Raw genomic sequence first — 26,767 nt, forward strand, 5'->3', positions numbered from 1 at the left:
TATTTTGAATTAAATCAAGAGAGTCAAAGCTATCTCATCAAAGAGAAGCTTTTGACTCCTTTTTTATTCAATAATTTCAAACCCATAGCCGCGAATGTGTTCTTTTAACAGCTCTAGATAGGTCTGAGCTAAGGGACTGAGCTCAAGCTGCTGCTGTTTGATCCAGCCGAGGGTGATGACGTCCTGATACTCTAGAGGAATTGCGACAATCTTATCATCGTTTAGTTCGCTGCTGATGATTCCTGAACTGATCGTATAGCCGTTTAAGCCTACCATCAGGTTAAAGATTGTTGCGCGGTCACTGACTTTGATGTTCTTTTTTCGATCCCAGGTGCTTAGAATTTCTTCGGAAAAATAGAAGGAATTGTTTTCTCCTTGCTCATAGGATAAATAGGGATAGTCCTCGAGATCTGCTAATTTCAGCGTTTTTTTTGCTACTAAAGGATTGGTACGGCTGACAAAAACATGCGGCTTGGCATTGAAAAGCGGTGTGAACTCTAAGCCTTTTTCTTTGAACAGCTTGGTCATGACTTGACGGTTAAAGGAATTCAAATAAAGAATACCTAGTTCGCTTTTAAAGCTGGCGAGATCATCGAAAATATTTTCTGTTTCGGTCTCGCGCAGGGTGAAATTATATTCCTCGGCATTGACGGTGCGCAGTAGCTCCACAAAAGCATGGACCACAAAGGCATAATGCTGAGCGGATACTGAAAAATTCTGGCGTCGCAGCGGCTCATTCTTAAATTTCTCCTCCAGCAGATTGACCTGATCCAATATTTGCCGAACATAGATCAGAAATTCACGACCTTCAGCGGTAGGGATGATCCCCTGCTTGTTGCGAACTAGCAGCTGTACCTTCATTTCATTTTCGAGCTCCTTCAACGCATTGGAAAGGCTGGGCTGAGTCAGATACAGAGCTTTTGCAGCCTCATTTATTGAGCCTTTTTCAATAATTTTTTCGAAATAGATCAATTGTTGTAAACGCATCACTTCACCTCTTTTTCTATGATTATAACGGAGGTTATAGTTATTAGCTATAACCAGTTATTACTTTTATCAGTTATTCAAGGCGAAAAAAGCGTGGTATTGTGTAACGTATCACAACAAACGAAGGAATTTAGACAAATTCTGATAGAAAGGAAGTGCAGCCAATGTCCAGCACGCTATCATTTGAGGTGTTTCCGCCGAATACACAGGTCGGAACGGAGAAGCTCATAACAACATTGGAGGAGCTGCAGCAATTAGCGCCTGATTTTATCAGTGTGACCTGCAGCAACAATCGTCAAACCATCGAAAAGACGACGTTGAGGGTAGCCGATTATATCCATACGGAGCTTCAGGTACCAACGATCGCGCATTTGCCCGCGGCTTACTTGGATCAAGCGCAGGTTCAGCGACTAGTAACGCGATTAGATCAAATCGGCATTCATCAGATATTGGCGTTGCGAGGGGATATCATTCCAGAGCTCCCGCCTAAATAGGATTTTACTTATGCCAGTGATTTGATTGACTACGTGAAGCAGCAGGCACCGCATTTTCATATCAGCGGCGCTTGTTATCCTGAGACGCATCCAGAGTCGCAAAATCGCATTGAGGATGTTAAAAATCTGAGGCGGAAGGTTGCTGGCGGCTGCGATCAATTGATCACCCAGCTGTTTTTCGACAATGAGCTTTTTTATCAATTTCAAGAATCCTGTGACTTGGCGGATATCAAGGTTCCGATCTTAGCGGGGATCATGCCGATTGTAAATCGGAAGCAGGCCTTGCGCTTGATTAAGACTACCAATACTAAGCTTCCGCGCAAGTTTTTAGCCATTTTAGAAAAATATGAGCATGATCCGATCGCTCTTAAAGAAGCTGGCTTGGCGTATGCTATCGATCAGATTATTGATTTGGCGACACAGGATGTGGCGGGGATTCATCTGTACACGATGAATAACGCTGAGGTAGCGAAGCATATCTATTACAACACCAAAAACGTATTGAAGGGTCAGATCGAGGTACGCTAGTTTTTCAAGAATAAAATAATTTAACGTTGAAGAGAAGAGTAGTTGACGCTGCTAAATACAGAGACCTCGGCTGGTGAGAAAGAGGACATGGCAAACTCAATGAAGATGAGCTCTGAGTGTTCTTGCGGGTTCACGCTCGCTAGACGGTTGCGACCGTTATTTCGCCGAGCTTCTTATGGAGCTGTCGAGGTATTTTTGTAATACGAATTTGGGTGGTAACACGGTATAATCCGTCCCTTTGTCAATTGACAAAGGGACTTTTTTATTTTCAAAAAAAGGAGTGAGCAGATGGAAATTGCAGATTTTGTCCAGACATTTTATCAAAACAGAAAACAAACAGACTCCTTGAAGTGGGATGGTTTGAAGGAACGGTACGGTGCTGAAGGCTTGCTGCCGCTTTGGATAGCGGACATGGATTTTTCTATGCCGACAACTGTTCAAGCAGCATTAACGGAACGGATCGAGCATGGCATCTTTGGCTATTCCTTGCTTCCAGAAGATTATTTTTCTGCTTATGCAAGCTGGCAGGAGCGCCATGAACAAACTAGATTTCGTAAGGAATGGCTGCATTTTACGACGGGTGTTGTACAGGGGCTTCACGATTTGATCGAATGCTTTACCGAAAAAGGCGATCAGATCCTCATTCAGCCGCCTGTTTATTACCCCTTCTTTAATGTGATTGAAGACCAGCAGCGGGAATTGCTCACATCGAATTTATTAGAAACAGAGGACGGCTATCGAATGGATCTGGTTCATTTCCAGCGGCAGCTAATGGAAAATGAGGTGAAACTGTTTCTTCTTTGCTCCCCGCATAATCCAGTTGGACGCGTCTGGCGCAGAGAAGAACTAAAGGAAGTTCTTTCCCTGTGTCAAAAATATGATGTATTGGTCATTTCCGATGAAATTCATTCAGATTTGATTTTGTCTGGTCATTCGTTTGTTTCTGCACTAACGATCGCTGAGGAATTAGATTGTTTCGAGCAGCTGATTGTCTGCAACGCGCCGTCGAAAACTTTTAATTTGGCGTCACTACTGAATGCGCATATCTGGCTGCCTGATCCGAAGCTACGAAAAAAATATCAACAATGGGAAAAGCAGCATCGCCATACCGGTCTTAGTGCCTTAGGTCAGACAGCTGCAATGACTGCCTATGCTACAGGCGATGAGTGGCTACGAGACTTACTGGCTGTGGTGGAGAAAAACTATCAACTGTTAAGGGGACGATTAGCAGAAAATATTCCTGAGATTAAGATCAGCGAGCTGCAAGGTACTTATTTAGCTTGGCTAGACATAAGAAATTGGCTGCCAAAATTATACGAGATAAAGCATTACATCCAAGATCAAGCCGGCTTAGCCATTGATTATGGTGCTTGGTTTTCGTCGGAGACTAAAGGATTCATCCGTATAAATTTAGCAACAAAACCAGAAAATATTGAAGCCGCAGTGAAAAGATTAATCGAAGTGGATCACAGCATTAAAGGAGGTATCACAGATGAATTATCAAACAGCAACAGAATTAGCGCAGATCGGCAATCACAGTGACCTACAGACAGGAGCAGTCTCAGCACCGATTTATTTATCGACGACTTTTTCTCATCCAGCGTTGGGACAAAGCACCGGATATGACTATACTCGGACTAAAAATCCTACGCGAACAATTTTAGAAGAAGCACTGGCAAATTTAGAAGCTGGCAGTCAAGCAATCGTTACCAGTTCAGGAATGAGTGCGATTCAGCTAGTCTTTAATTATTTTCCGGCTAAGAGTGAATTTTTAGTATCGAGAGATCTCTATGGCGGCAGTTATCGTTATTTTCAAGAGCTAGAGCGGCAAAATGCGTCAGTCTTTCATTATTTTGAGGATTTTGACAGCTTAAAAAGTCAAATCAATGAAGAAATCACAGCCGTCTTTTTAGAAACACCGACGAATCCTTTAATGCAGGAGGTCTCAATCACTGAAGCAGCAAAGCTGGCGCATCAATATCGTGCACTATTAATTGTAGATAATACATTTTCAACTCCCTTGCGTCAGCAGCCTTTGAAAGAAGGGGCGGATATTGTGGTTCATTCAGGGACCAAATTTTTAAGCGGTCACAATGATTTATTGGCAGGCGTCGTTGTGGCGAAAGAACCAGAGGTTGGTGAAAGATTGGCATGGCTCAGCAATACTACGGGTCCAACCTTATCCAGCTTTGACAGCTGGCTGTTCATTCGTAGTCTCAAGACGCTAAAGGTCCGTTTTGAGCAGCAGGAGCGCAATGCGCAGAAAATTGCAGCAGCTTTAGAGAATATTTCACCAATTGAGAAGGTCCTTTATCCAGGAATTGGCGCGATGATTAGCTTTTGTGTTCGTGATGCAGCCAAGATACCAGAATTTTTAAACCGACTGAATTTGATTACCTTCGCTGAAAGCTTAGGCGGGGTGGAGACGCTGATCACCTATCCAACAACGCAAACGCATGGGGATATTCCCAAAGAATTACGTGAATCTTACGGACTAACGGATCATTTATTGCGTCTTTCGATCGGGATTGAAGACAGTCAGGATTTATTGGAGGATCTGATTTGCGGCTTCCAGGTATTTGACGAATAAGCACTATAGAAAGGAGTAAATCATGAATTTACAGCAATATCGTTACGTACTGACGATCGCTAAGGTCGGAAGCTTTAGTCAAGCAGCTAAAGAGCTGTATGTCACGCAGCCCAGTCTTTCTAGCGCCATTAAGGAGGTAGAAAAGGAGCTGGACATTCAGCTGTTCCATCGCTCCAAATCCGGTGTTTGCTTGACAGAAGCGGGTAGCGACTTCTTGATCTATGCCAAACGAATCTTGGCTCAGGTAGAAGAGATGGAAAACCATTTTTCGTTGGGAACAAAGAAGAGCTTCACCGTGGTTTCCCAGCATTATGACTTTCTTTATGAGCCTTTTGCGAAAGTTACGAAGAAATTTCAAGCGGATTGTCGGAATTTCTATTTAATTGAGACGACTACCAAACGAATTCTTGAAAGCATTCGAGATTTTGAAAGCGAGCTAGGAATTTTGTATCTGAATCCGCAAAATAAGCGATTACTTGAGCGTTATTTCAGCCAAGAAAGTTTGAAATTTGAGGTGCTGGGGAATTTTTCTACGCATATTTATTTGGGCGCGGACCATCCGCTTAGTGGGAAATCAGTCATAACGAAGGAGGATCTTTTGGTTTATCCTCAAGTCCGTTTTTTTCAAGAGGACAGCGGTTCAGTCCATTTAGATGAGGACCCGATTGACATATCCAAAGAGCAATCCAATTTCTACACCAGTGACCGTGGAACTCTGATGAATTTACTAGCTGCATCTGATGCGTATGCTTCTGGCTTAGGCATCATCAACGGTTTAACTAAGGAGAAAATCGTACTTCGTCCCTTGAAGGATGCCGAGGTTCATTCTTTAGTGGTGATCTCTAATAAAATGCGCAAACCGACAGAATTTGGAGAATACTTTCTCAAGCATTTGAAGAAAACATTACAGAAAAGCGCTAGAGATCCTAAATAAAAACACCAAATTCCATAAAAAAGGCTCATTGGTGCGGCACAGTTGATTGAGCGAGGCGCGCACACCTGTGACTTTAGTCGTGGGTAAACGGTTGTCGGAACGTTAATTACTAGAAAAGCAGGGTCACAAAAATTGCTCCAAAATACTGGAAAATGATATGATGACAACGAAGGAAAGGAACGATCACAGTGAAGAAATGGAAAAAGCTCCTTCTGACTGTTCTTATCGGAATCGTTGTCGTGATAATCGGCGGAATTGCGTATGTAAAAACGCAAACTTATGCTCCGACAGAGGCCGCGCAGCAGGTGACGGAACAGGCAGAAGAAGGCAAGGATTGGCTGTATTTTCCTTCTGAGGACAAATCGAAGCCGATAATCATTTTTTATCCCGGGGCCTTAGTCGATCCAGGAAGCTATAGTCCCTGGGCTCAAACGCTGGCAAAGGCTGGCTATCCAGTTTATCTATTGAAAATGCCGCTGGATTTGGCGATCTTAGCACCAAATCGTGGGGAGCAGGTACTTTCTCAGCAACCTAAACGAGACTTTGTGTTGGGAGGTCACTCATTAGGCGGTGTAATGGCAAGCCGTTTTGCCAAGGAGCATTCTGATAGATTAGTAGGAGTGTTTTTCTTAGCCAGTTATCCAGATGAAATGGGAAGCTTAGCTGATAAGAAGCTGCCCGTACTCTCCTTGACTGGAGAGAAGGATGAGGTATTGAATCGTGACGCTTATCAAAAAGCCAAAGAGGATTTGCCTAAAGACACAAATTATCAAGAGATCGTCGGTGGAAATCATGGCGGCTTTGGTGCGTATGGCGCTCAAAAGGGCGATGGAAAATCAGATATCAGCGATCAAAATGAGCAGGTAGCTCAAAGGCTGATTACTTGGCTAAATAAGGAAGTTTAATCAATGGACCGATCGGGAAAACTGATCGGTCTTTTTGGTGATCTAGTGAATCAAGAGGCATGATTTTGACAGATTTTATTTAGCTGCGTCTCATCGGCTAATTATTGTGAACTTGATACAACAGTAGAACAATCTATATGTCTTGGCAGACAAATCTAATAAACATCAAAAGTGAAAGGCATCTTAAAGTAAAAAAAATTACACTGTTTTAATGATGCCTCTCAATCAGCTCTTTCAGTGTTTAAACGAGCTGATTTTATTCAAAATACAATCATTTCGTGAGCTTTTTTCATATTTTTAGATAAAAATACGGGTATTTATTTTTGTATTAAGTTATTTTATGGAGGAGTTTGACGCGTGGTTGTCGTATTTCTTAGTTTAGGTTTTTTATATTTTAGTTGCAATCAAATTTTTGGTGTGTAAATCCCGTGGAAATAGGCGTATGTTAGTGGTGTAGATATCTCAACAAAGAACTATTCTAAACGAAAGGGGGAGATTGAATGCACGAGTATGGCATTACCGATAAAAAACTATTTACGTTGTCACGGCAGACAATCGAAAAACGCATTCGCAAGTTTTACCATGAGACAAAAGATGGCACGGCCACCATCGAACTGTTGATTGCACTGCAAGTTAGAGCAGAACTCTGCGAATCAGAATTCAAGAGTGTGTTACGCGGATTAGCGAACTACATTTTCTTAAAAAACCGCTCAACTGCCGCAATGCGTCGCTATTATATTTATTTTACTGATTATTTTGGAAAGAAAGAATGGCAATTATTATCCGCGAAATTATTCCCAGCGCAAACCTATGTCGCTGAAGAAGCTGAACAATTATTAAATCAAATTACCGAAGAACCATTAACAGGATTCGCGGAATCATGACGAATATTTCCATTCCAGGTGTAGAAAAAACGAAAAACGAAAGGAAGAAAACCAAAAAATGAAAACGATTACGTTAGATGCGGAATTTGCCGACGAACTTGGCAAGCCCCATCATTTAAAATTTAAACATTTTGATCCCACCAAAACTGCGGATCAAGTCAAAACAGCATTAACCAAATTAACCAAGATCGGCCTGTTTGAAAAAGACGGGATTGCGCTATTCAAAGAAGTTTTGCACGCCAAAGTAATCGTGCGAGAAGTCCGCACGATCTTTGATGATAAAGAAGAAATTGAGAAACCAGCAAACGATCCAATGAATGTCATGATGGAGACAGCTGGCGCACAGCCAGTTGTAGAGGCGACTGTTGCAAAAGAAAAACCGCAGCCGAAGTCTGTAAAAAATGCAGGACAAATCCGCTTTCCAGAGGATTTCACAATCACCGAAGAGCAGCCAAAACCAGGCTGGTTGATCAAAACCATCCAGCTGTCAATGGGAGTGGAACCGCAGGATATCAGTGAAAGTCAGGCGCTGATGATGATTACATCCAGTCTGCCAGCAGGCGTCTCCGTAGAGGATCTGGCGGTAGATGAGCAAGCAACGCCAGCGAAGCTGATTATTACGGCGAAATATGAGAAGGAATCAGAAGAACCAATAGCCTCCGCAAATAAAGAATCGCCGCCTGTAAAACCAAAAAAAGCTCGTAAACGTCTGCTCAATCGTATGCGCAAGCGAGAATAAGTACCGATTTCCACCTTATCAAAAAATCCAACGTTGGGATGAGGCGGAAGTGTGTACGATTTGAAAAGGTGAGCGCAAATTTTAAGCCCGCAAAAGCTGCGGGCTGTTTGCCGTGGGAGAATTTGCTGAACAATGTGCGAGGATTAATCCTTTCCTCAATTATGGTATTTTTCATAGACCAGACGTGTCAGTCAAAACGAAGAGATTTTTTAAGTATGAAAAGCTCTTCGAAGCCCTCATCTAGCTGATATTAAGCTGAATCAATTTGAATGTTCATTTCTGAAAAAATTGGGTGTTTGGCCTGTTTCCTTTTTGAATAATTTGAATATCGAGGGGACACTTTTATAGCCAATTTTCATAGCGATCGTGCTTAAGCTGTCTTCAGTTTCACTCATCAGTCGTTTTGCTTCGGAAACGCGTTTTTGATCAATTAGTTCTTGAAAGCTGCTGCCGGTCTTATCCTTAAGCAGATTACTTAGATAATTTTTGTTGTATCCAAATTTTTTTCCTAAAGATTTCAACGTGATAGTTGTGTAATGATCATTAATATATTTTAAAATTTGAATCAGTGGATCGTTAATGGTCAATTTCTTGTTTGTACTGATAATCGGGATCGACGAGATTTCAACCATTAAAGCACAATAAAGCAAGTTGATCAGAAGCCTTTTATCTCCGTTGGTTCGGTTATACCCAGCCAGTAAAAGGGCAAAAAAAAGCTTCTTGGAAAGTTCACTTTTGGATGCATCCAAAAGAATGTAATTATTGTGCTCATTTTCAGCGTTGGCAGCCTGAAAGAAGAAATCCGTAACTAAATTTCTCGAAGCGGGGAGGTTCGGTATGATTTCATTTTGGATAGATTCTTTGTCCAGTAAAATATTGATCAGAATATCCTCTGAGTCGACATGATCAATTTGCTGGATTACTTTGCGATCTAAAATAACCAATTGATCCTTTTTTAAAAGAAATTTTTCACCATTTAAGCGTTGCGTGCATTGACCGTTCAGCACGTAGTTAATTTCAATAAAACTGTGTGTATGTGCGGGTGTATATGAAAACCGCGCATGTTTGTTTATAGCGATATTTCCGTATTTAAAAAAATCAGCCTGAGGTATCTCAGGGACGATCGAACGATGATATTTCAAATTCATTGTATTAATATTTTTTCCAGTCTTCTTTTGCAAATCTTCTACAGTTGTCTCATCATACAGATGCTTCAATAATTCCTCCATTGGCGTACTCCTCCTATCAGTCTTAAGTATACTCATTGACCGTTAAAAAGTTCCAAAATATCACAGAACCTGTATTTTGGCTATAACTATTCTATCTTTTTGAAATTGAAGCCCTCTAGTGAAAGCGGTTAATATATGGATGTAAAAAGAAAGGAGATTTAAAACAAATGAATAGTAGTACACAAAGCAAGTCCTTAGTTAAGGAATATAGCCCATTAGCAACGGCTGCGGGGATTGGTTCTATGTTAGGTTCTGGCTGTATTGTCGGACTTTCCGCCACCATTCCTGTTTGGCAGCAAGGGCTGGGGTTGACGACTTCACAGGTTGGATTTATTTCAGGAGGCTTAACTTTCGCTATTGCCTTTGGATCATTATTTGCTGGGAAGATTACAAGTTTATTCGGATTATTCAATTCCTTTAACTGGATTAATTTATTTTATGCGATTGGGTCGATGATTTGTATTTTTTCAGGAAATTTTGCTGCATTGCTTGCGGGTGTCTTAGTGATGGGAGTGGCGTCAGGAGCTGATCTGCCGATTAGTTTAACGGTGGTTTCACATGATGCACCAGATGAAAAGACCTCTGCGGAATTAGTATCTTCTACCCAGATTTTTTGGCAGGTAGGGATTTTTATTTCTTATATCTGTTCGTTTTTACTATCTGGTGTAAGCGGAGTATTGGGTGCTCGGATAGTGTTCGCAATATTATTTGCCTTCTCCTTATTCACTTGGATTTGGCGCAGCGTTTCTAAAAAATTCAAGAGATTTCATGAGGAAGGGCTCCAACGGCAAAAACTACTTAAAGACGGCTCGCAGGAAAAACAGGAAGTCTCAATAAAGTCTGTGCTATTTGGAGAAAACAAAAACAAGTTCTTAGGGTACTTTTTAGCTATTTTGATTTTCTATGTATGCTGGAATTTATTAGCTAATACGTGGGGACAATTCCAAACCTACGCATTAACAAATGCAGGTGCTTCTCAAGCACAGGCAACTGGACTGGGTATCGTCTTGAATATTGTATCGCTGGTAACCACGATTTTATTTGCTTCTGTTTCTGGTAGTAAGTATCGAAATAAGGCCTTTTTCGTCGGTGCGTTTGTCCAATTTATGGCGATGCTTAGTATGGCGGTTATTGGGGGCGGAACAGGTTTTATCATGCTGGCTGTCACCATTGGATTTTATAACTTTGGAAATCCGATGGCCGGAGAAGCAATCTATAAAGTTTGGACACAGGAATCATTTCCGACAGAAGTACGAGCTACAATCCAAGGATTTATTAATGGCTTTTCTAGAGTATGCTGCGGTTTATTCGCATTTATAACACCCTTTTTAGTTACTCCAGGAAAAATTCAAACGTCAATGTACGGATTTGCCGGTATCGTCTTGTGCGCTACTTTTGCTGGAATCATGATGATGCGTCTTCAAAAGAAAAATAAGGTCGTAGCAATCGAGGATTCGATTGATGATAACGAGCTTAATACTGACAATGTTTAGGTGGGATAACGATGGAAAAAACAGAAAATGCAAGATGGATATGGTATCCGGGAGATTTTGAGATTCGACAAGGATTATTGCAGAATTTTTCAAGAGAAGAGCGCAGCTATGATTGGCCTGCCTACTGGAATATGGATGATTGTCATAAGAATGTAAAGTTTAAACGTTATTACACCTTGGAAAAGGCAACGAGTTTTGTGGTTCATGCAATCGGGATCGGCTATGTTGAAGTCAATGGAGAAAAATTTCCTTTTGGTAAAAAAATTCTTTGTGAACCAGGGAAAAATAAAATCCGGGTGTTTGTCGGCAACACAGCTGGCCTGCCGGCTGCTTATATCGAAGGTGAAATAATTAAGAGTGATGGTGGCTGGTCAGCAAGTAATTTTGTTGAAGAATTGCCTGCTGGCAGTAGCACATTGTATACAGATAAAGAACAGGACCCAAATAACGTCTATTTCAATACGGAAAGGGTGCAAGCAGCGACTGTTTCGTCAATCAATGGTGGTGTTTTGATCGACTACGGACGAGCAGTTTTCGGTACATTAGACATTAAGAAATTAGCATTAGATAAACCGATAACGATTTGCTATGGCGAGTCCGATGCGGAAGCATTGGACATTGACATGTGCTACTACAAAGAAGAAAATGCCGACGCAAATAGTACGCCGCGGAAACGAGCATTCCGTTACCTGTTTATCCCGGAGACTACTCCAGAACAAGTTGAAATAGAGGCGATCCATGGGTTTATTCCTTTAAAAAATCAAGCTTCCTTTGATTCCGACAATGAGTTAATGAATCGTATTTGGAATATTTCAGTGGAAACCTTTACCTTATGCAGCGGAATGTTTTTCTTAGATGGAATCAAACGAGATCGTTGGATTTGGTCAGGAGATGCTTATCAAAGTTACTTTATCAATCAATACTTATTCTTTGATGAGGACATTAACACTAGGACTATGCTTGCGCTGCGTGGGCAAAATGAGATTAAGCAGCATATGAATACCATTGTGGATTACTCGATATTGTGGGTTATCGCAGTAGAAAACCATTACATGATGACCGGTAACAAAGAATTCTTGAAACAGATTTATCCAAAAATGAAATCCATGATGGATTATCTACTAGCTCAAACTAACGAGTTGGGCTTTATCTATGGAAGAGAAAAAGACTGGATCTTTATTGATTGGTCAGAAATGGATAAGGAAGGTACGTTAGCTGCTGAGCAGATATTGCTGCTGAAGGCTTATAACGCAATGATCGTTTGCGGATCAGTTGTTGGTGAAGACACGAGTGAGTATTCAGCTAAGTATAAGCAGCTAGAAAGAAACCTGATGACTTATTTTTGGGATGAGGAAAAGGGCGCCTTTATTGATTCCTATGAATCGGGTAAACGACATGTTACAAGACACGCCAATATTTTTGCTGTTCTATTTGATTTTGTGGATAAGTTAAAAGCGGAAAAAATCTTACAAAACGTCCTGTTAAACGAGGAGATTACTCAAATCACCACTCCTTATTTCAAATTTTTTGAACAAGACGCATTATGTAAGCTAGGTCAAACCGATCGAGTCTTTAACATTATTTGTGATTACTGGGGCGGCATGGTCCAGCAGGATGCCGTTACCTTTTGGGAAGAATATATCCCTGATGAAAAGGGGAATGCTGTTTACGAAATGTACGGAGATCCATTTGGCAAAAGTTTGTGTCACGCTTGGGGAGCTAGTCCAATCTATTTGTTAGGCAGATATTTTGCAGGTATCCGACCAACCTCGCCAGGGTATCAAACCTTTTCTGTCGAACCAAAGCTTGAATGTTTTTCTGCGATCGATTGTACATTTCCAATAAAAGGAGGGTCGATACGAATTAAAAAAGAAGCAAATACGCTAGTTGTTTGTTCGACGAAAGAAGGGGGCACAATGTTGCTAAATGGTACGGATGTCGTCCTTAAAGCGAATATGGAATATGCCTTCGATTTACCAAAAGAATTGGTCGGGAATAGTTATTGATACTGTTGCTTTTGAAGAAGAGAGACTAACTATATAGAGTCAAGTAAAAATTAGCCAAATCAAAAAATATTTTATAACAGATAATTCCGAAAAAAGGGTACAACAAATAAGCTTCTTACCATTAGTTTTTTTGAATGTTCAATAGCTAATCAGAAACAATTATATAAGGCTCGTTTTTAGTCAAAATAGCATGAATCACGTAACAAAGCTTACGAGAAACCGCACCTAAGGCAGTTAGATGATGTTTTCCTTCGGAAACTTTTTTCTGGTAAAACGCACTAAAAACAGGATCACATTGAGAAGCTACTAAAGCCGCCGAAAACAAGGCTTTTCGCAAATATGGAGACCCTCGTTTACTCATAACATTATGCGTTGCCTCATATTGACCTGATTGTGTCACGGAAGCGTCTATCCCAGCGTAAGCAACGAGTTTTTTCGGGTTAGAAAATTTTTGAATATCTCCGATCTCACCAAGAATAGTCGCACCGTTTATAGGACCAATTCCAGGAATTGTGAGAATAACAGAATTTAAAGTGTCCATTATGTGCTTGATTTCTCTTTCCGTTTCCTTTATTTGGCTTTCAATGAATTTTAATTGTTCAATCATTGAACGTAGTTGGAAGGTGAACGCTTCTTGAGCAAATTTTACTCCAAAGGAGTTAGAAGCTGCTTGCTTCAATTGGTCCGCTTTTTCTGCCTTGATTCGGTTCCTGCTTAACTCAGCTAAGTATTGGGCCAAAGTTTCTGAGGAAATGTTTTCTAAGTCGATCGGGGCACTAAACGCCAGCAATAACTCTTTAGAAGCTTTTCCGAAAACGCCCTGCTTGGTAAAAATCGTCGCGTATTCTGGAAAGACTTGATCCAATACGGCTATAATTTTTCTTTTGAAGTCGCTCGCTGTACCTACTAAATAAGTTCGGTAACGAGAAAGTTGTTTCAAAGAAAAAACATTTTCATCGGATAAGACCGTTTCGACAAATGAGCCATAGCGCATTAAGTCAGCAATCAAAACAGAATCAATAATATCGTTTTTTCGTTTCCGTATTTCTGTACCTTTACGCCATCCGTCTGTTTGAAGGGGATTCACAACGTGAATCAAATAATCTGATTCGTGAAGGTATGAAAAGATGGACAGCCAATAGTGCCCCGTGGCTTCCATCCCTATAACAAAGTCACTGGGTGCTCCGGAATAGTCGACCATTCGCTCAATTAATGACTCTGCTCCTTCAGTGGTGTTAGGAAATGAAAAACCTTTTAGTAATACCTTTCCTTCCTCGTTCATGATAGAAGCAACGTGAGTGCGTTTACCGATATCAATGCCTAAAAAGTACATGTATATCTGACCTTTCAAAAAAAGAATTTTGGATTGAAATCCACTCAACTGAAAAGCGTCACTACCTTGTACGAGATACGGAGTAAAGTAAGGACTTTCAACATCTAACTCATACGCAATCCACTTATCAGAGAGAGGAGCCAGTCTCTCGAGTGCGGGTTCAATGACCCAAGGGGGGAACGGCTTAGCCTCTCAATCCAATAAATATATTATCTCAAAAGAAATGAGTTAATACCAAATTAAAATAACGATGGTTCATAGGGTTATCCAATCAAAACCGGAAGGTTAAAACCCTAACTCTAATATACAAGGTGGAAAATACAAGTGACGAAAATCGGGATAATTGAAAAAATCGGTTTTGCTTTAACGAATTTAGGAAACATACCAATCATGACGTTGTTGAATACCTATCTCTTAATCTTTTATACGGATGTCGTGGGAATTGATCCCGCCATTGTCGGTACCTTGTTCTTGATTTCAAGATTGTTGGATGGGGTAAGTGATCCCTTGCTTGGTTTTCTGATTGATCGCTTTCCCCGGACGAAAATCGGAAAGTACAAACCAATTCTAATCGCAGGTTCACTTATCTGTTGTCTCAATTACTTATTAGTATGGTTTTCTCCATTGCTTTTTGAAGGACAGAAAATTTTAGCGATCAGTTTTTCCTATATTCTGCTAGGCATCACCTTCGATTTGATGGATATTCCGTTAAACAGCTTGATTCCCGTATTGACAACTCAAGAATCTGAGCGCAATATATTGTCTTCGATTAAAGGGATTTCCTACACCGTAGGGCCAACATTGTTAAATATCGCCGCTCCTTTAATTCTGGCAAATAATAGCAGTAAAATTTCCGGCTATCTGATCTTAATCGTTGGAACTGTCATCGTAGTGGCCTTCTTTACCATTGTGGGAACCTTAACGCTTAAGGAACGAGTGATTGAACACATGGAGCCTTCAAAATCGAAAAAGAAACACTACTCAATCAAAGATGCACTAAAGATTTTGAAGATTAAAGAAGTTGCGACTCTCTTTATCAGTATGCTCTTTATTACCGCCGCTACAAATATTTTTAACGGCTCTCTGTTGTATTATTTAAGCTATATTATAAAGGAACCGCGCTTATTAAGTTTAGCGAGTTTCATTGGTTTGTTCGGGGCTTTAGGTGCTGGGATTCTTGTACCAAGCATTTCTAAAAGAATTGGAAAAATCAACTTATATACTGGCGCTATGGTAATAATTAGCATTTCTATGCTCTTTCTAATGGCGTTTAAGAATTTAAAGCTTGCCTTTTTGATAGGCTATGTCTTGGTGCAATTCGGATTAGGCTTTACGAACACTTTGCAGTACAGCATCTCTGCTGATAATGTTGATATCGTTCGCAAAAAACTGGGCTTTGAACCAGCAGGATTAATCGCGTCACTGAACTCACTTATCATGAAATTTGCGATGGCTTTAGGTGGTGCTGTCCCTGGATTTGTCTTATCTTATACAGGTTATGTTGCAAATAAGGAACAGCTGAACAGCGCGTCTGTTGGAATCATTGTTTCAACCTTTGCCATTCCTTTTGTTTTGTATATTTTGACCATTCTAGTCTTTAACTACGGCTTTGTTTTCTCTAAGAAAAAGTCACTTTTGAAAGAAAAAAGCAACTCTCCGATGGCATAATTAGATTGAAAAGGCATGAACATAAAACAACCAACATTCGTTTGATATGGCTAGAACGAATGTTGGTTGTTATAAGTAAATTTTTTTGTACTTTTGAGGAATCATCACTAATCATTGGCATACCAAAGAATATTTGATAAAGTCCATTAAATTTAGAATTGACTTTATTTCGCTTTGAACTTTATTATTTTGCGGAATAAAATTCAAATATATGGCTGACAGCTGTCTATTTTGTTAAAAAATAAAGTACAAAATCGGTATAAAAAAATTAACTTGTTTGACAAAAATACATCTTTCTTTTCAAGGTGAACTAAAAGAAAGAGATATATTCTTTGACAAATCTTACCGAGCATTTTCTTTTTAGGTTTCTAATTTATAATTGATAGTAATAGTTATTCGAACATTGGTATAATCAAGAGGAGAATATTTTCCTTAGAAAGAGGTTTTGAAATGTCCAAGCAAACATATTTACCCGAATTTAGGAAAATTCGAGAAGCTCTTGAAAATAATAATTTGGTTATATTTGTGGGTGCTGGTGTATCCGCTAACTCGGGATTACCATCATGGTCTGAATTAGTTAAAGTATTTGCTGAAGAAATCAATTATGGTCCATATTGTCGATCTTCTGAAAAAGGCAATTATAAGTTCTCTTCAGACGAACTGCTCAAAATTCCGCAATATGTTTACGATACGGACACCAAAAAGTATTTTGAGATCATTGGGCATGAGCTTAAGAACGAGAACTTTTTCTCAAATCCACTGCATAAACTAATTGTCAATATGCTACCCAATCACATTATAACGACTAATTATGACAAACTGTTAGAATCCTCAGGTGATATGAACGATTCTCAATATAGAGTAGTTTCTTCTGATGGAATGCTATTATCAAACCAAGGGGAACATTACATCATAAAAATGCACGGAGATATAGACGACTTAGAAAACATTGTTTTGAGAGAAGATGACTACTTAAACTATTCAAATAAGCACATACTGATTGAAACGTTCATTAAATCTCTATTAGTAAATCACGTTTTTCTATTCGTGGGTTATTCTCTAAATGATTACAACTTGAAACAGATTATGAGCTGGATTGATTACTTATCTTCAAAAGAATCTGTTCAAAATTTAAGACATAAAAATTATATTATTCAAAATCAGAAACCAGAAGAATTTGAGCTAAAATACTGGCGACACAAAAATCTTTCAATAATTGACAGCTCATTTTTAGATGAATCATTGATTGAGAGGTTTGAGCACGCTGACTTAGAGCATGATGTAGGAAAACGATTATATACTTGTTTACAGATTATAAAAGATGATGATCTAGATATGAGCCTTACGGATTATGCAGCTTTCTTAAAAGGCAGATATTCTGTTTTTGATTCAATGAGTTGGATTAATATTGATGACTTGAAAGTAGTTAGTGGGATTAAGGATGATAATTATGAAAGTGGTAGTATTGGTTTTTATGATGAAAGAATGTTCAGAAATTGGGTGAGTCTGAGTAATGACCCAACGATTTGTGATTATTGGAACAGAGCAGGAATTTATTCTGTGTATTATTTTAAGGATAGGATTTCTGAACCGATCGAAATTTACAGGGTGAATGATAATGAATCTATTCTTTATGATTTAGCCTGTACTTTTCAATATGAAGAGCTTGAAAAACAATTAGTTAATTCTGACGAAAGTGAATTAGTTAAAAATTACTATCGCTCGATTATTAATATTTCAGATGGAGAACTAAAAAAATATTATCAAATGGAAAAAAATGAGATTAATCAACTAACGAGATGGGAAACTCTACTTTACAAATTTAACGAGATTCTTTTCAAAAAAAGGGTGATGAGAGAAGGATATTCAAAGCATGAAGTAATTAGATACTATGAAATGTTATCAAAAAAGGAAAAGCTGGCCTATGATTACTTATATAAAATAGTTCAAAGTGGTTATGACATTCAGAAATTCAAGAAAATGGAAGATTTATTACTTAAAACAGAAAATTATTATGAAAACCCATACGCACATACTAATAAAGAGTTTGGGGATTTGCCTGAAATCCAAACAATTGCTTATCACCACTTTCTGTTCATTCGGAAAAATGGAGTTCTAATAGACTCATACCTTGAAACAAAAGTTTTTTTTACTGTCTATTTGAAAGCTTTGTTAATATCACAAAAGCAAATCGAAAAGAAAAAAGATATTTTATTTGGATTTGGAACCCCATTAAAAAAATATGAGTGGTGTGCTGATGATGTTAATATTTTTATTTCTTATTCCGATTATTCAGAAATAAAAAAATATATTATAGATCATAAAATCCCAAATATTACCTTTGATGAAGAAACAAGTGTTACGAATATTTTTAAGAATTTTTGTGAATCTACTATTTTTTGTTTGGAAAAAGGGAGTAAAAAGTTATTTGAGCAACTTCCTATTTTTTTCTTTCTTTTAATGCATTGTGAAGTAGATGAAAACGATAAAAAACAAATTCTTACATCGATTTTTGAAATGTTGGCCCATCCAACATTTAATGATTTTCGTGGGGTTGATCCTAAAATATCAATTAGTTTAATTAAGGTAATCAACTATTTTATATCTCAAGGATCGAAAATATCTGTTGACTATTTTGTTCTTTTATTAGAGAGATTAGGAAAAGAGGCTCGAGAAGGACATGATTTTCTTAAGCTGATATCTAAGCTGAAAGAAAACGAATCTTTTTATAGAAATGAAAAAATACAGACCACTATTAGACAACTTGAGTTAGAAATGATCCATACTCGGGAGAGAGTTAATTTTTTAGGCTTAATGTACCCAATGATGTCTGAGAAGCAGAAACGAGAATATTCTGTTCTGATTAATAAGAATGTGATTATTCTGGATTCTGGAGTTCTTTTGAATCTAATACGCCTTGATGTTATACACATCGATGAGTCTGTTAAAAGAGAATTTGTACAGTTAATTGATCAAACAATTGAAAAAAGGAAGTCAGGATACAGTAGTTTTCCTGATCCAGAAAAGGAAACAATTGAGAAATCCATAGTTTTCTATTTGTTAGGTACAGTGGATAATATTGAATTTTTAAAGCCTTTTACCACAAGTTCTGTTTTTCTTGATTTCATTTTCAATTATGAGTCATTTGATTATTCAAAAATTGATTTTAAGGAATATATGTGGGTAAACCTATTTAAGAATGATTTCTACAGAGAGAAAATTTTAATTCACGGAAAAGAAAAAATCAAAAAAAATTTGATCAAAGACATTAACAATGGTGATGCAAAAGAAGAGCAGAAGAAAATATTCTTCAAATATATAGCCTCAGAAGAAGAATTTTGGAACTACTCATAAGTAGTAGTGTTAGTAAGTAACCTTTGCTACCTTTTCATTGGGAAAGAAAAGATAAAGTTTTTAAATCTGATTAATAACTAGTAAAAAAAGTAGTAACATTTTCTAAAATAACTGCTCGTTACACAAATACAAGACTAAACGTTTAATATTTGAGTAACGATTTTTTGTGGACACATTTACTAAGACAGAACATATGAATAGATTAAACCATGATATACTTTATGCAAGAATTTATTTGAGAGGGGTTCCCACTTTGACGTCAATTAAATCTTTATTAGAGAATAAGCAAAAAACATTAATTACAAAACTAGAAGCTGATATTAATCATCCCACTTCTAAAGGTGATAATTGTGAAAATGCTTGGATCAATTTTTTTAAAAGCTTTTTACCCAGTAAATATGCTGTAGATAAAGGGTTTATATTTGATTCTAAAGGAAACTTGAGTGAACAAATAGATGTAATAATATATGATTCACTTTATACTCCATTAATTTTCGAGACAGAAGTTGGAGAAAAATTTATTACTTCTGAAAGTGTTTATGCAGTATTTGAAGTTAAACAGGAAATTAATAAAGGGTATTTGGAATATGCTCAAAAAAAAATACAGTCGGTAAGAAAGCTATATAGAAGTTCTAGACCTATGATTGTAGCCGGAAAAACCGTACCAGCAAGAGCTTTGACAAAAATACTCGGTGGTATTTTAGCTTCAAATTCTATTTCTTTTGAAAATCTTCGCCGATATTTAGCTGAATATCCAGCAATTGATTTAGGTTGTGCAATTAACAATTTTTCATTTATAACTATTAAGGATAAAAATGACAATACTGTTAATGTAGTGAATTCTAATTCTGATGAAGTCATTTTATCTTTCTTTTTTATTATACTTGATGAGCTTTATAAACTTGGCACCAGCCCAGCTATCGATATAAGAGAGTACGCTGACTTTTCATTAGATAGTATCCAATTGAAAAGAGAGGATTGAATTTATGGGAAACTCCAGTTATTTTACTAATTTACTTACGAACATCGAACTAAGCAAAACAACAAAGTCATATGTCAGTAGTTTACAGTCTAATCTAAGAGATTATCTTAAGAACCACATTGAGTATAAGACTAAGCACATTGATACATTTTTATCTGGTTCATATGCGAAAAATACTTCGATACGACCAAGCTTAAATGAAGAAAATCAAGATGTAGATATTGTGGTTCTAACAAATTATACAAGAGATACGCCTCCAGTTCAGGTATTGAATGAATTGAAAAGTGTGTTAAAAAACAACAGTAAATACAAAGAAGTCAAACTACAATCTAAATCTATTGGAATTGAGATGGCCAATTATCATATTGATGTTGTGCCAATCGTTAAAGAGGCTGATCATTTTTATATTGGAAACCATGAAAAGGATGAGTGGAATTTAACTGATCCTAAGAAACATATTTCTTGGTCTACAGAAATTAACATGAAAAACGAAGGAAAATACAAACCTATTGTTAAAATTTTTAAGTGGTGGAGAAAACGAAAAGTCGTTGGCGATTTAAAACTACCAAAAGGAATTCTTTTAGAAAAAATAATTGCTGATAATTTTGGTGAATCAAAATACGATATCGAAAACTTATTAGTAATGACGATGGAGAACATAGTAGATAATTATAAAACAGTCTATATAGATAAAAAAGTAGTTCCATCAGTTTACGATCCAGTTTTACCAAAAAACAATTTATTTGATAAGTATACATTTGATGATTTTTCTAAATTTATAGAATTACTTCAACAAGATCTATTGTTTTTGAGAGAGAATCATTGCACTGTCGAGGCTTGGGAAAAAATATTAGGTAATAGCGGTGGTAAAAGTATAGAAGATGTTCGAGAAGAGTATTCTTTCTCTCTAAAAAGACAAATGGATCAGCTATTAAATCAAGTTATTGAAAAGTCAAAACAGTTAAGTGTAGAAATCAAGGATTATGAAAATAAAAAAAAGGAAATTGAAAATAGAGAAAAAAGTATGCAAAAAAAAGAGGACGAAATAAAGTATGATGTTTATTTGGACTTCTTACAAGAAGCAAAATACAATCTCTCTGACGAGTTAATAAAAGGGATGGGCAGAGAATATTGGATGGATATGATTAAGATTTTGGAATCAATTAAAAAAAAGAAAAATAGTAGTTTTAGAGGATATGAATATAGCTATTTTGCTTCGTTGTATAAAGCGCTAGAATTAAAAGAAGAATACTATAATTCTATATGTCTTATGGTCGAAGACGGGTTTTATCTGTCAAATTATGACGTAAAATATATTATTGATAATACTTACTTTAGAAAAAGGTTAATTGATATATTAAGAGCAAAAATAATTAAAGGTGATTACTCTGATACTGTTGAGTCATATAGAATTGCGCTAAAACTACTGGAAGAAAATTATTTCCAAAAGAGTGAAAACAATTGAACACAAAAAGGCTGTAAATTTCCTAAGAATCTAGAAAATTTACAGCCTAATTTGGTGCATTCTTTTAGGTATATCCTAGGCATCTTCTAAGCCATCTTACAAAATGTATCTCAAACAACTTGATATAAATTCTTCATTACGACTACCGTCAGCAATGAAATAAGAAGTAGAAATTGGAAGTCATGCACCGTGACTTTGAAAGTAAGTTTTTTGATAGTCGACCTAACTATCACGCCAGATAATCTGGTTCCCTTCCAGGTAAAGGATAATCCTTCAGAAATTCCACTTAGGTCAAAAGAATTTCTGACTTCTTTCAGTATTATATTAGCTAGAGAAATTAGAAAAGTCAATTTAATAATTGAAAATGATAGTAATCAAATCGTGTCGTATGATAAATGATGATATTTTTTGGTAGTTAAGCATTTTAGATTTGATGATAGGGTGAATAGAGAGAAGTTTGAAATGACGAAAGGGGGGACCGATTCAATCAGTTAGTCCCCTCTCATTCTATGGTTTTGCTGATTCTTTTTTTCTACGTTCATTGTAGATTTGTTTTATTACATAAATCCCAATAAACAAAGCGAACATGCTCAACAAGCCAAACATAATCTTTTGGCTATTACCGGTTAAGTTACTTCCTACATAAGAATAAACTATCGTAGCTGGCAATTGTCCTAATCCAGTAGCGACCAAAAAAGGAATCGGTTTGATCGCTGTCAACCCAGCAGCATAACTGATAAAATCAAAAGAAATGAAGGGTAACAACCGACAAATAAGAATCGTGTGTTTCCCATATCGGTCAAAATATTCATCTAATTTCTGTAGGGAAAAATTCTTATTTATTTTCTCTACAACATCTCTGCCAGCGATTCGAGCAATATAGAAACATAGTAACGCTCCCGCCATTGCGCTGCTCCAAGAAAGAATTGCTCCTTGCCACCAGCCGAATACCGCTGCATTTGCAAAAGTAATCAAAAATGCAGGTAACGGAGCGATAACTGATTGAAACATCATTAATAGAAACGAAATCAGAATTGCCCAAGCACCAAATGATTTTATATATCCAATGATACTTTCGACACTCATTGAGCGAAACAGCATCAACACTTGAGTAAGTTTAGATTTGAAAGCAGGGATGTACATGAAACAAATGACACTAACTAATACAATGATTATTAGTATAATTCTGGCTAGTTGTTTCTTATTCAGCTTCTTCATTATTTTTCAACATCTTCTACTTTAGCCCAACGATAGAAAGAACCATCATAGTTTTTAACGTTTTTGAATCCACACATATCCATCACTAATTGAGTGTAGGCTGAACGGATTCCCGCGGTACAGTAAGTCACGATTTTATCATCTTTTGACAAGCCTGCATCTTCAAATAGTTTAGTCAATTTCTCATTGCTCTTTAGAGTACCATTCTTATTGAACATATCAGTATATCGAACTTGGATTGCTCCAGGAAGATGCCCGCCTTTTGCCTCACCATATAACACTTCACCATTGTATTCTTCATCCGCACGAACATCGACAACTTTATACTCATCGTAATCCGCTTTTAGTTCGTCTGTTTTGATCATATGATCTTGGTTCAGAGAATCTATCTCAACGTCTACAGGTTTTAATTCAGTTCCGCCTTTATTCGTTTTTATTCCGGCATCTTTAAGTGCAGAGAAACCGCCATCAACCATTTTTACATCTTTATATCCAGCAGCAAGCAATTCCCACGCAATCCGTCCATCGTCACCCCAGCCATCTTGAGCAGAGGCAAATAGAACGACTTCTTTATCTTTATCAATCCCTTTATCACCAAGACGCTCAGCCAACTTTTTAGGTTCTAAGACTAACCCCCAATTTTCGTCACCAGAAGCACCACTTTCCACATCCGCTAGATATTGCCAAGCCATTGGAACAGCTTTTTTTACCGTCCCTTTCTTGGCAGCATCATCACCGCGAGCGTCGATCAGAATGATATCATCAAGGTTATTCTTCACGTAATCTGCATCAACAGTATATTCTCCCTTAAAAGTCGTTTTAGGACTAGTTGCTTCTTTTGTTGAATCATCTGTAGCATCATTTGAGCTTCCACAACCCGTAATAGTTAAACCAAATGCCAGTACTGCTAATGTTAAAACTTTTTTCATAATGATCCTCCTAATGTATTGATTTGATCATCCAAATCAACCTACAAATTAAAAATACGATAACAAAAAAATAAATGAAAAACTATTCCTTCCAAATCGGAAGACATCCACTCACAGTAATTTAATGCATAAAAAAGAAACATACGTATTCGTATGTTCTCCAGAATAATCCTCTAGTAGTGATTGATTTCACATTTAACAATAGAAGAGATTTGGAGGGAAGGATTCATTTACATTCTTAGAAACTCTAAGTTTGCTTGTTACTCATTGTCATAGATGCAATGCAAACATTGCCTTCACCCCCAATTGTTTTTACGGCAGTCTTCATGTAGAAGTATATAAAAACGTTTTCTTTATTACAATACTAACTTATTATAATCTTTATAAAAGAATAGATTATCAGAAATAGAAAAGACAGAAACTCTTGACAACATATAGATGTACATCTATATTGTAAACATAGATGAGTTTCTATGTAAGGAGGAATAGTATTATGAATTATGAAGATATGTCCAAAACTTTAAAAGCACTTGCTGATCCTAAACGGCTGAAAATCATCGATCTTTTGTCATGCGGCAGTCTGTGTGCTTGTGATATCTTAGATCATTTTGATTTTACACAACCAACACTTTCTCATCATATGAAAGTATTGGAAAAAGCCGGAGTTGTTCTTGTAACGAAGGAAGGTACATGGCATCACTATCAACTAACAGATGTGTTTATCGATCAATTTATGGGTTCAATGATGCAATTATTCTCTGCTAAAGATGATTGCATTTGTAAAAAAATAAACTGTGATTGTAAAGGAGAAAAAAGTGATGAAAAAATTGGAACTATTTGAACCAGCAATGTGCTGTTCAACAGGAGTCTGTGGTCCATCAGTGGATGAAGAATTATTAATGGTGACCTCAGTTTTTGAAACTTTTGAAGGGATCGATTCAGTGGATGCTTCTCGCCATAATTTAACGAGCGATCCAGACGCGTTTGTGAATCAACCAACAATTTTAAAACTACTCCAAGAAAAAGGAAATGATATTTTGCCAGTGACTTTACTAGACGGCGAAATCGTAAAAGAAGGATCATATCCTACACTAGAAGAGTTTGGAAAATATGGTGATGTCCATTTTGTTACTCAACCAGCCGGTAATTCAGGCGGTTGCTGCGGCGGAAATAGTGGGTCCGAAGGCTGTTGCTAACAGCCTTCTTTAAAATAGAATAAGGAGGAGATGGAATGCTTCAATATATTCCCCAAAAGATGGGATTAACAAAATATCTGTTTTTCACAGGCAAAGGTGGCGTTGGTAAAACAACAACTGCTTGTGCCACGGCAACATCTTTGGCACAGGAGGGCAATAAGGTCATGTTGGTTAGTACCGATCCGGCTTCAAACCTGCAAGATGTTTTTCAAACCACTTTGACCAACAAGCCAACTGCGATTGATGGAATTGATAACTTGAAAGTAGCGAACTTTGATCCAATCACTGCTGCGGAAGAGTATAAAGAGAGTATCGTCGGTCCATATCGTGGTATTCTTCCTGATAGTGCCCTAGTCAATATGGAAGAACAATTATCAGGATCTTGTACAGTGGAAATCGCTGCTTTTAACGAGTTCGCGAACTTTTTGACTGATAAAGAAGTAGCAGAACAATATGACTATGTCATCTTTGATACAGCTCCTACGGGTCATACATTAAGAATGCTACAGTTGCCTTCTGCCTGGAATAATTTCCTCGATGAAAATACCACTGGTGTTTCTTGCTTGGGACAATTATCCGGCTTGGGCGACAAAAAAACTATGTATGAAAAAGCGGTTGAAACTTTGAGCAATGCTAGCCAAACGACTTTGATTCTAGTCACCCGTCCGCAAGCCTCTCCCTTGATTGAAGCAGAGCGTGCTTCAGAGGAGTTGCTAAAATTGGGAATCGAAAATCAAAAATTAGTTGTGAATGGTCTATTGATTAATCCTGATGATGCGATTTCTCAAGTAATTTATTCTGAACAACAAAATGATCTAAAAGAAATGCCAGAGCCGTTGAGTAAATTTGATACCTACTACATTCCTCTTCGCCCTTACAATGTTACTGGTGTAGATAAACTCCAAATTTTATTGAGCGATCAACAACCTACTATTTTAGAACAGGCACAAGAACATGCTGAGTTTCCTAATTTGGATGCGATCGTAAATGAGTTTATTCGCACAAATAAAAAGATTATCTTTACGATGGGTAAGGGTGGCGTTGGTAAGACGACTGTTGCAATTCAAATCGCTGAGAAGCTGGCACAATCAGGTAAAAAGGTTCATTTGGCGACAACTGACCCTGCTGATCACCTAAACTTGTTTCTTTCCAATGAGCTGCCAATTTCAATCAGTCATATCGACGAGGAGAAAGAACTAGAGGCTTACAAAGAAGAGGTTCTTTCAAAAGCTCGTGAGACGATGGACGCGGATGATGTTGCTTATGTTGAAGAGGATCTTCGTTCACCATGTACACAAGAAATCGCAGTATTTAGAGCTTTTGCGGAAATCGTAGATAAATCAGAAAATGAGATTGTGGTTATTGACACAGCACCTACAGGACATACTTTACTTCTTTTAGACTCTACTCAAAGCTATGCAAGAGAAGTTGAGAGAAGCTCAGGCGAAGTACCAATGTCGATTCAAAAGCTATTGCCAAGATTACAGAACGGAAATGAAACGGAAGTATTAATGGTCACACTTCCTGAAACAACACCGGTTTACGAATCAATGCGCTTAGATGAAGATTTGGATCGTGCAAAAATTGCACATACATGGTGGTTAGTCAATCAAAGCATGTACACTACTGATACGTCCAACGAGGTGTTAAAGGCACGTGCTGCGAATGAAATCGAATGGATTAACAAAGTAAAACATCTCTCAGATGGACATTTTGCAGTTGCTGAATGGGTCCCAAATTTTGATGCAGAATTAGTTCATTAATTTTTTTGAATTTAATATAGATGAATCTCTATATAGGGGTTCATCTATTAATTTGCGAAAAATTTAGATA

The 26,767-nt window shown here is 37.5% G+C and carries 20 protein-coding genes and 1 pseudogene; 16 read left to right on the forward strand and 5 right to left on the reverse strand.

Annotated elements, in window-relative coordinates:
• Positions 1 to 63: 63 nt before the first annotated feature.
• Positions 64 to 987, reverse strand: coding sequence for a LysR family transcriptional regulator (locus tag AUF14_RS19875; RefSeq protein ID WP_102866561.1), 924 nt, complete (start codon positions 985 to 987; stop codon positions 64 to 66).
• 164 nt (positions 988 to 1,151) lie between these two features.
• Here AUF14_RS19875 and metF point away from each other — a divergent pair.
• From metF to AUF14_RS19910, 7 genes and pseudogenes are all read left to right on the forward strand, one after another.
• A pseudogene (gene metF / locus AUF14_RS19880) lies at positions 1,152 to 2,009 on the forward strand (methylenetetrahydrofolate reductase [NAD(P)H]).
• A gap of 288 nt (positions 2,010 to 2,297) precedes the next feature.
• A complete protein-coding gene (locus AUF14_RS19885) occupies positions 2,298 to 3,551 on the forward strand; it encodes a MalY/PatB family protein (protein ID WP_016178431.1) in 1,254 nt (417 codons plus the stop codon).
• Positions 3,502 to 4,599: an aminotransferase class I/II-fold pyridoxal phosphate-dependent enzyme gene (locus AUF14_RS19890; protein WP_102866562.1), complete on the forward strand. Its 1,098-nt coding sequence runs from the start codon at positions 3,502 to 3,504 to the stop codon at positions 4,597 to 4,599. The genes AUF14_RS19885 and AUF14_RS19890 overlap by 50 nt, the downstream gene beginning before the upstream one ends.
• Before the next feature lie 22 nt (positions 4,600 to 4,621).
• The gene (locus tag AUF14_RS19895; protein ID WP_102866563.1) at positions 4,622 to 5,533 is read left to right on the forward strand and encodes a LysR family transcriptional regulator; all 912 of its coding nucleotides are present in this window, start codon (positions 4,622 to 4,624) and stop codon (positions 5,531 to 5,533) included.
• Positions 5,534 to 5,721: 188 nt separating this feature from the next.
• Positions 5,722 to 6,438: an alpha/beta hydrolase gene (locus tag AUF14_RS19900; protein WP_102866564.1), complete on the forward strand. Its 717-nt coding sequence runs from the start codon at positions 5,722 to 5,724 to the stop codon at positions 6,436 to 6,438.
• 500 nt (positions 6,439 to 6,938) lie between these two features.
• The gene (locus AUF14_RS19905; RefSeq protein WP_102866565.1) at positions 6,939 to 7,322 is read left to right on the forward strand and encodes a hypothetical protein; all 384 of its coding nucleotides are present in this window, start codon (positions 6,939 to 6,941) and stop codon (positions 7,320 to 7,322) included.
• A gap of 58 nt (positions 7,323 to 7,380) precedes the next feature.
• A complete protein-coding gene (locus tag AUF14_RS19910; protein ID WP_102866566.1) occupies positions 7,381 to 8,061 on the forward strand; it encodes a DUF2922 family protein in 681 nt (226 codons plus the stop codon).
• Between the two features lie 260 nt (positions 8,062 to 8,321).
• On the opposite strand, the gene AUF14_RS19915 is transcribed toward AUF14_RS19910, so the two are convergent.
• Positions 8,322 to 9,290: an AraC family transcriptional regulator gene (locus AUF14_RS19915; RefSeq protein WP_102866567.1), complete on the reverse strand. Its 969-nt coding sequence runs from the start codon at positions 9,288 to 9,290 to the stop codon at positions 8,322 to 8,324.
• A gap of 167 nt (positions 9,291 to 9,457) precedes the next feature.
• On the opposite strand from AUF14_RS19915, the gene AUF14_RS19920 reads away from it, so the two are divergent.
• A complete protein-coding gene (locus AUF14_RS19920; protein ID WP_102866568.1) occupies positions 9,458 to 10,783 on the forward strand; it encodes an MFS transporter in 1,326 nt (441 codons plus the stop codon).
• An 11-nt stretch (positions 10,784 to 10,794) separates the two neighbouring features.
• Positions 10,795 to 12,789 carry an alpha-L-rhamnosidase-related protein gene (locus AUF14_RS19925; protein WP_102866569.1) on the forward strand — a complete coding sequence of 665 codons (1,995 nt, stop codon included), beginning with the start codon at positions 10,795 to 10,797 and terminating at the stop codon, positions 12,787 to 12,789.
• Between the two features lie 145 nt (positions 12,790 to 12,934).
• On the opposite strand, the gene AUF14_RS19930 is transcribed toward AUF14_RS19925, so the two are convergent.
• The gene (locus tag AUF14_RS19930) at positions 12,935 to 14,122 is read right to left on the reverse strand and encodes an IS110 family RNA-guided transposase (RefSeq protein ID WP_002297293.1); all 1,188 of its coding nucleotides are present in this window, start codon (positions 14,120 to 14,122) and stop codon (positions 12,935 to 12,937) included.
• A 324-nt stretch (positions 14,123 to 14,446) separates the two neighbouring features.
• Between AUF14_RS19930 and AUF14_RS19935 the strand changes: the two genes are divergently transcribed.
• The 4 genes from AUF14_RS19935 to AUF14_RS19950 all read left to right on the forward strand — a co-directional run bounded on the left by AUF14_RS19935 (position 14,447) and on the right by AUF14_RS19950 (position 21,591).
• Complete coding sequence (locus AUF14_RS19935) at positions 14,447 to 15,790, forward strand: MFS transporter (RefSeq protein ID WP_227656408.1); 1,344 nt, start codon at positions 14,447 to 14,449, stop codon at positions 15,788 to 15,790.
• Between the two features lie 450 nt (positions 15,791 to 16,240).
• On the forward strand, positions 16,241 to 19,144 hold the full coding sequence (locus tag AUF14_RS19940) for an SIR2 family protein (RefSeq protein ID WP_016178419.1): 2,904 nt from the start codon (positions 16,241 to 16,243) through the stop codon (positions 19,142 to 19,144).
• Positions 19,145 to 19,397: 253 nt separating this feature from the next.
• Positions 19,398 to 20,126 (forward strand): DUF6602 domain-containing protein, encoded by a 729-nt coding sequence (locus AUF14_RS19945; protein WP_227132322.1) that lies wholly within the window; start codon positions 19,398 to 19,400, stop codon positions 20,124 to 20,126.
• Between the two features lie 4 nt (positions 20,127 to 20,130).
• Positions 20,131 to 21,591, forward strand: a complete 1,461-nt coding sequence (locus tag AUF14_RS19950) for an SMODS domain-containing nucleotidyltransferase (protein WP_016178417.1) — start codon at positions 20,131 to 20,133, stop codon at positions 21,589 to 21,591.
• Positions 21,592 to 22,098: 507 nt separating this feature from the next.
• On the opposite strand, the gene AUF14_RS19960 is transcribed toward AUF14_RS19950, so the two are convergent.
• Positions 22,099 to 22,809 carry a TVP38/TMEM64 family protein gene (locus AUF14_RS19960; protein ID WP_016178416.1) on the reverse strand — a complete coding sequence of 237 codons (711 nt, stop codon included), beginning with the start codon at positions 22,807 to 22,809 and terminating at the stop codon, positions 22,099 to 22,101.
• Positions 22,809 to 23,738, reverse strand: a complete 930-nt coding sequence (locus AUF14_RS19965) for a sulfurtransferase (protein WP_016178415.1) — start codon at positions 23,736 to 23,738, stop codon at positions 22,809 to 22,811. Before AUF14_RS19965 ends, AUF14_RS19960 begins: the two co-directional genes overlap by 1 nt.
• Positions 23,739 to 24,231: 493 nt before the next feature.
• Here AUF14_RS19965 and AUF14_RS19970 point away from each other — a divergent pair, with 493 nt between their 5' ends.
• Genes AUF14_RS19970 through arsA form a run of 3 tightly spaced genes read left to right on the forward strand, consistent with a single transcriptional unit; the run spans position 24,232 to position 26,697 of the window.
• Entirely contained in the window at positions 24,232 to 24,579 is a 348-nt protein-coding gene (locus AUF14_RS19970) for an ArsR/SmtB family transcription factor (RefSeq protein ID WP_016178414.1), read from the forward strand.
• The gene (gene arsD, locus AUF14_RS19975) at positions 24,557 to 24,934 is read left to right on the forward strand and encodes an arsenite efflux transporter metallochaperone ArsD (protein WP_016178413.1); all 378 of its coding nucleotides are present in this window, start codon (positions 24,557 to 24,559) and stop codon (positions 24,932 to 24,934) included. The genes AUF14_RS19970 and arsD overlap by 23 nt, the downstream gene beginning before the upstream one ends.
• A 35-nt stretch (positions 24,935 to 24,969) precedes the next feature.
• A complete protein-coding gene (gene arsA / locus AUF14_RS19980) occupies positions 24,970 to 26,697 on the forward strand; it encodes an arsenical pump-driving ATPase (protein WP_016178412.1) in 1,728 nt (575 codons plus the stop codon).
• The last annotated feature ends 70 nt before the right edge of the window (positions 26,698 to 26,767 follow it).

Source organism: Enterococcus avium (assembly GCF_002891025.1).
In the GTDB taxonomy this organism is placed as follows: Bacteria; Bacillota; Bacilli; order Lactobacillales; family Enterococcaceae; genus Enterococcus_A; species Enterococcus_A avium.

What these genes read in the sequence shown, in the direction of transcription:
- AUF14_RS19875 (WP_102866561.1), bottom strand. Translation starts at nt 987, where the DNA reads ATGCGTTTACAACAATTGATCTATTTCGAAAAAATTATTGAAAAAGGC.
- AUF14_RS19885 (WP_016178431.1), top strand. Translation starts at nt 2,298, where the DNA reads ATGGAAATTGCAGATTTTGTCCAGACATTTTATCAAAACAGAAAACAA.
- AUF14_RS19890 (WP_102866562.1), top strand. Translation starts at nt 3,502, where the DNA reads ATGAATTATCAAACAGCAACAGAATTAGCGCAGATCGGCAATCACAGT.
- AUF14_RS19895 (WP_102866563.1), top strand. Translation starts at nt 4,622, where the DNA reads ATGAATTTACAGCAATATCGTTACGTACTGACGATCGCTAAGGTCGGA.
- AUF14_RS19905 (WP_102866565.1), top strand. Translation starts at nt 6,939, where the DNA reads ATGCACGAGTATGGCATTACCGATAAAAAACTATTTACGTTGTCACGG.
- AUF14_RS19910 (WP_102866566.1), top strand. Translation starts at nt 7,381, where the DNA reads ATGAAAACGATTACGTTAGATGCGGAATTTGCCGACGAACTTGGCAAG.
- AUF14_RS19915 (WP_102866567.1), bottom strand. Translation starts at nt 9,290, where the DNA reads ATGGAGGAATTATTGAAGCATCTGTATGATGAGACAACTGTAGAAGAT.
- AUF14_RS19920 (WP_102866568.1), top strand. Translation starts at nt 9,458, where the DNA reads ATGAATAGTAGTACACAAAGCAAGTCCTTAGTTAAGGAATATAGCCCA.
- AUF14_RS19925 (WP_102866569.1), top strand. Translation starts at nt 10,795, where the DNA reads ATGGAAAAAACAGAAAATGCAAGATGGATATGGTATCCGGGAGATTTT.
- AUF14_RS19930 (WP_002297293.1), bottom strand. Translation starts at nt 14,122, where the DNA reads ATGTACTTTTTAGGCATTGATATCGGTAAACGCACTCACGTTGCTTCT.
- AUF14_RS19940 (WP_016178419.1), top strand. Translation starts at nt 16,241, where the DNA reads ATGTCCAAGCAAACATATTTACCCGAATTTAGGAAAATTCGAGAAGCT.
- AUF14_RS19950 (WP_016178417.1), top strand. Translation starts at nt 20,131, where the DNA reads ATGGGAAACTCCAGTTATTTTACTAATTTACTTACGAACATCGAACTA.
- AUF14_RS19960 (WP_016178416.1), bottom strand. Translation starts at nt 22,809, where the DNA reads ATGAAGAAGCTGAATAAGAAACAACTAGCCAGAATTATACTAATAATC.
- AUF14_RS19965 (WP_016178415.1), bottom strand. Translation starts at nt 23,738, where the DNA reads ATGAAAAAAGTTTTAACATTAGCAGTACTGGCATTTGGTTTAACTATT.
- AUF14_RS19970 (WP_016178414.1), top strand. Translation starts at nt 24,232, where the DNA reads ATGAATTATGAAGATATGTCCAAAACTTTAAAAGCACTTGCTGATCCT.
- arsD (WP_016178413.1), top strand. Translation starts at nt 24,557, where the DNA reads ATGAAAAAATTGGAACTATTTGAACCAGCAATGTGCTGTTCAACAGGA.
- arsA (WP_016178412.1), top strand. Translation starts at nt 24,970, where the DNA reads ATGCTTCAATATATTCCCCAAAAGATGGGATTAACAAAATATCTGTTT.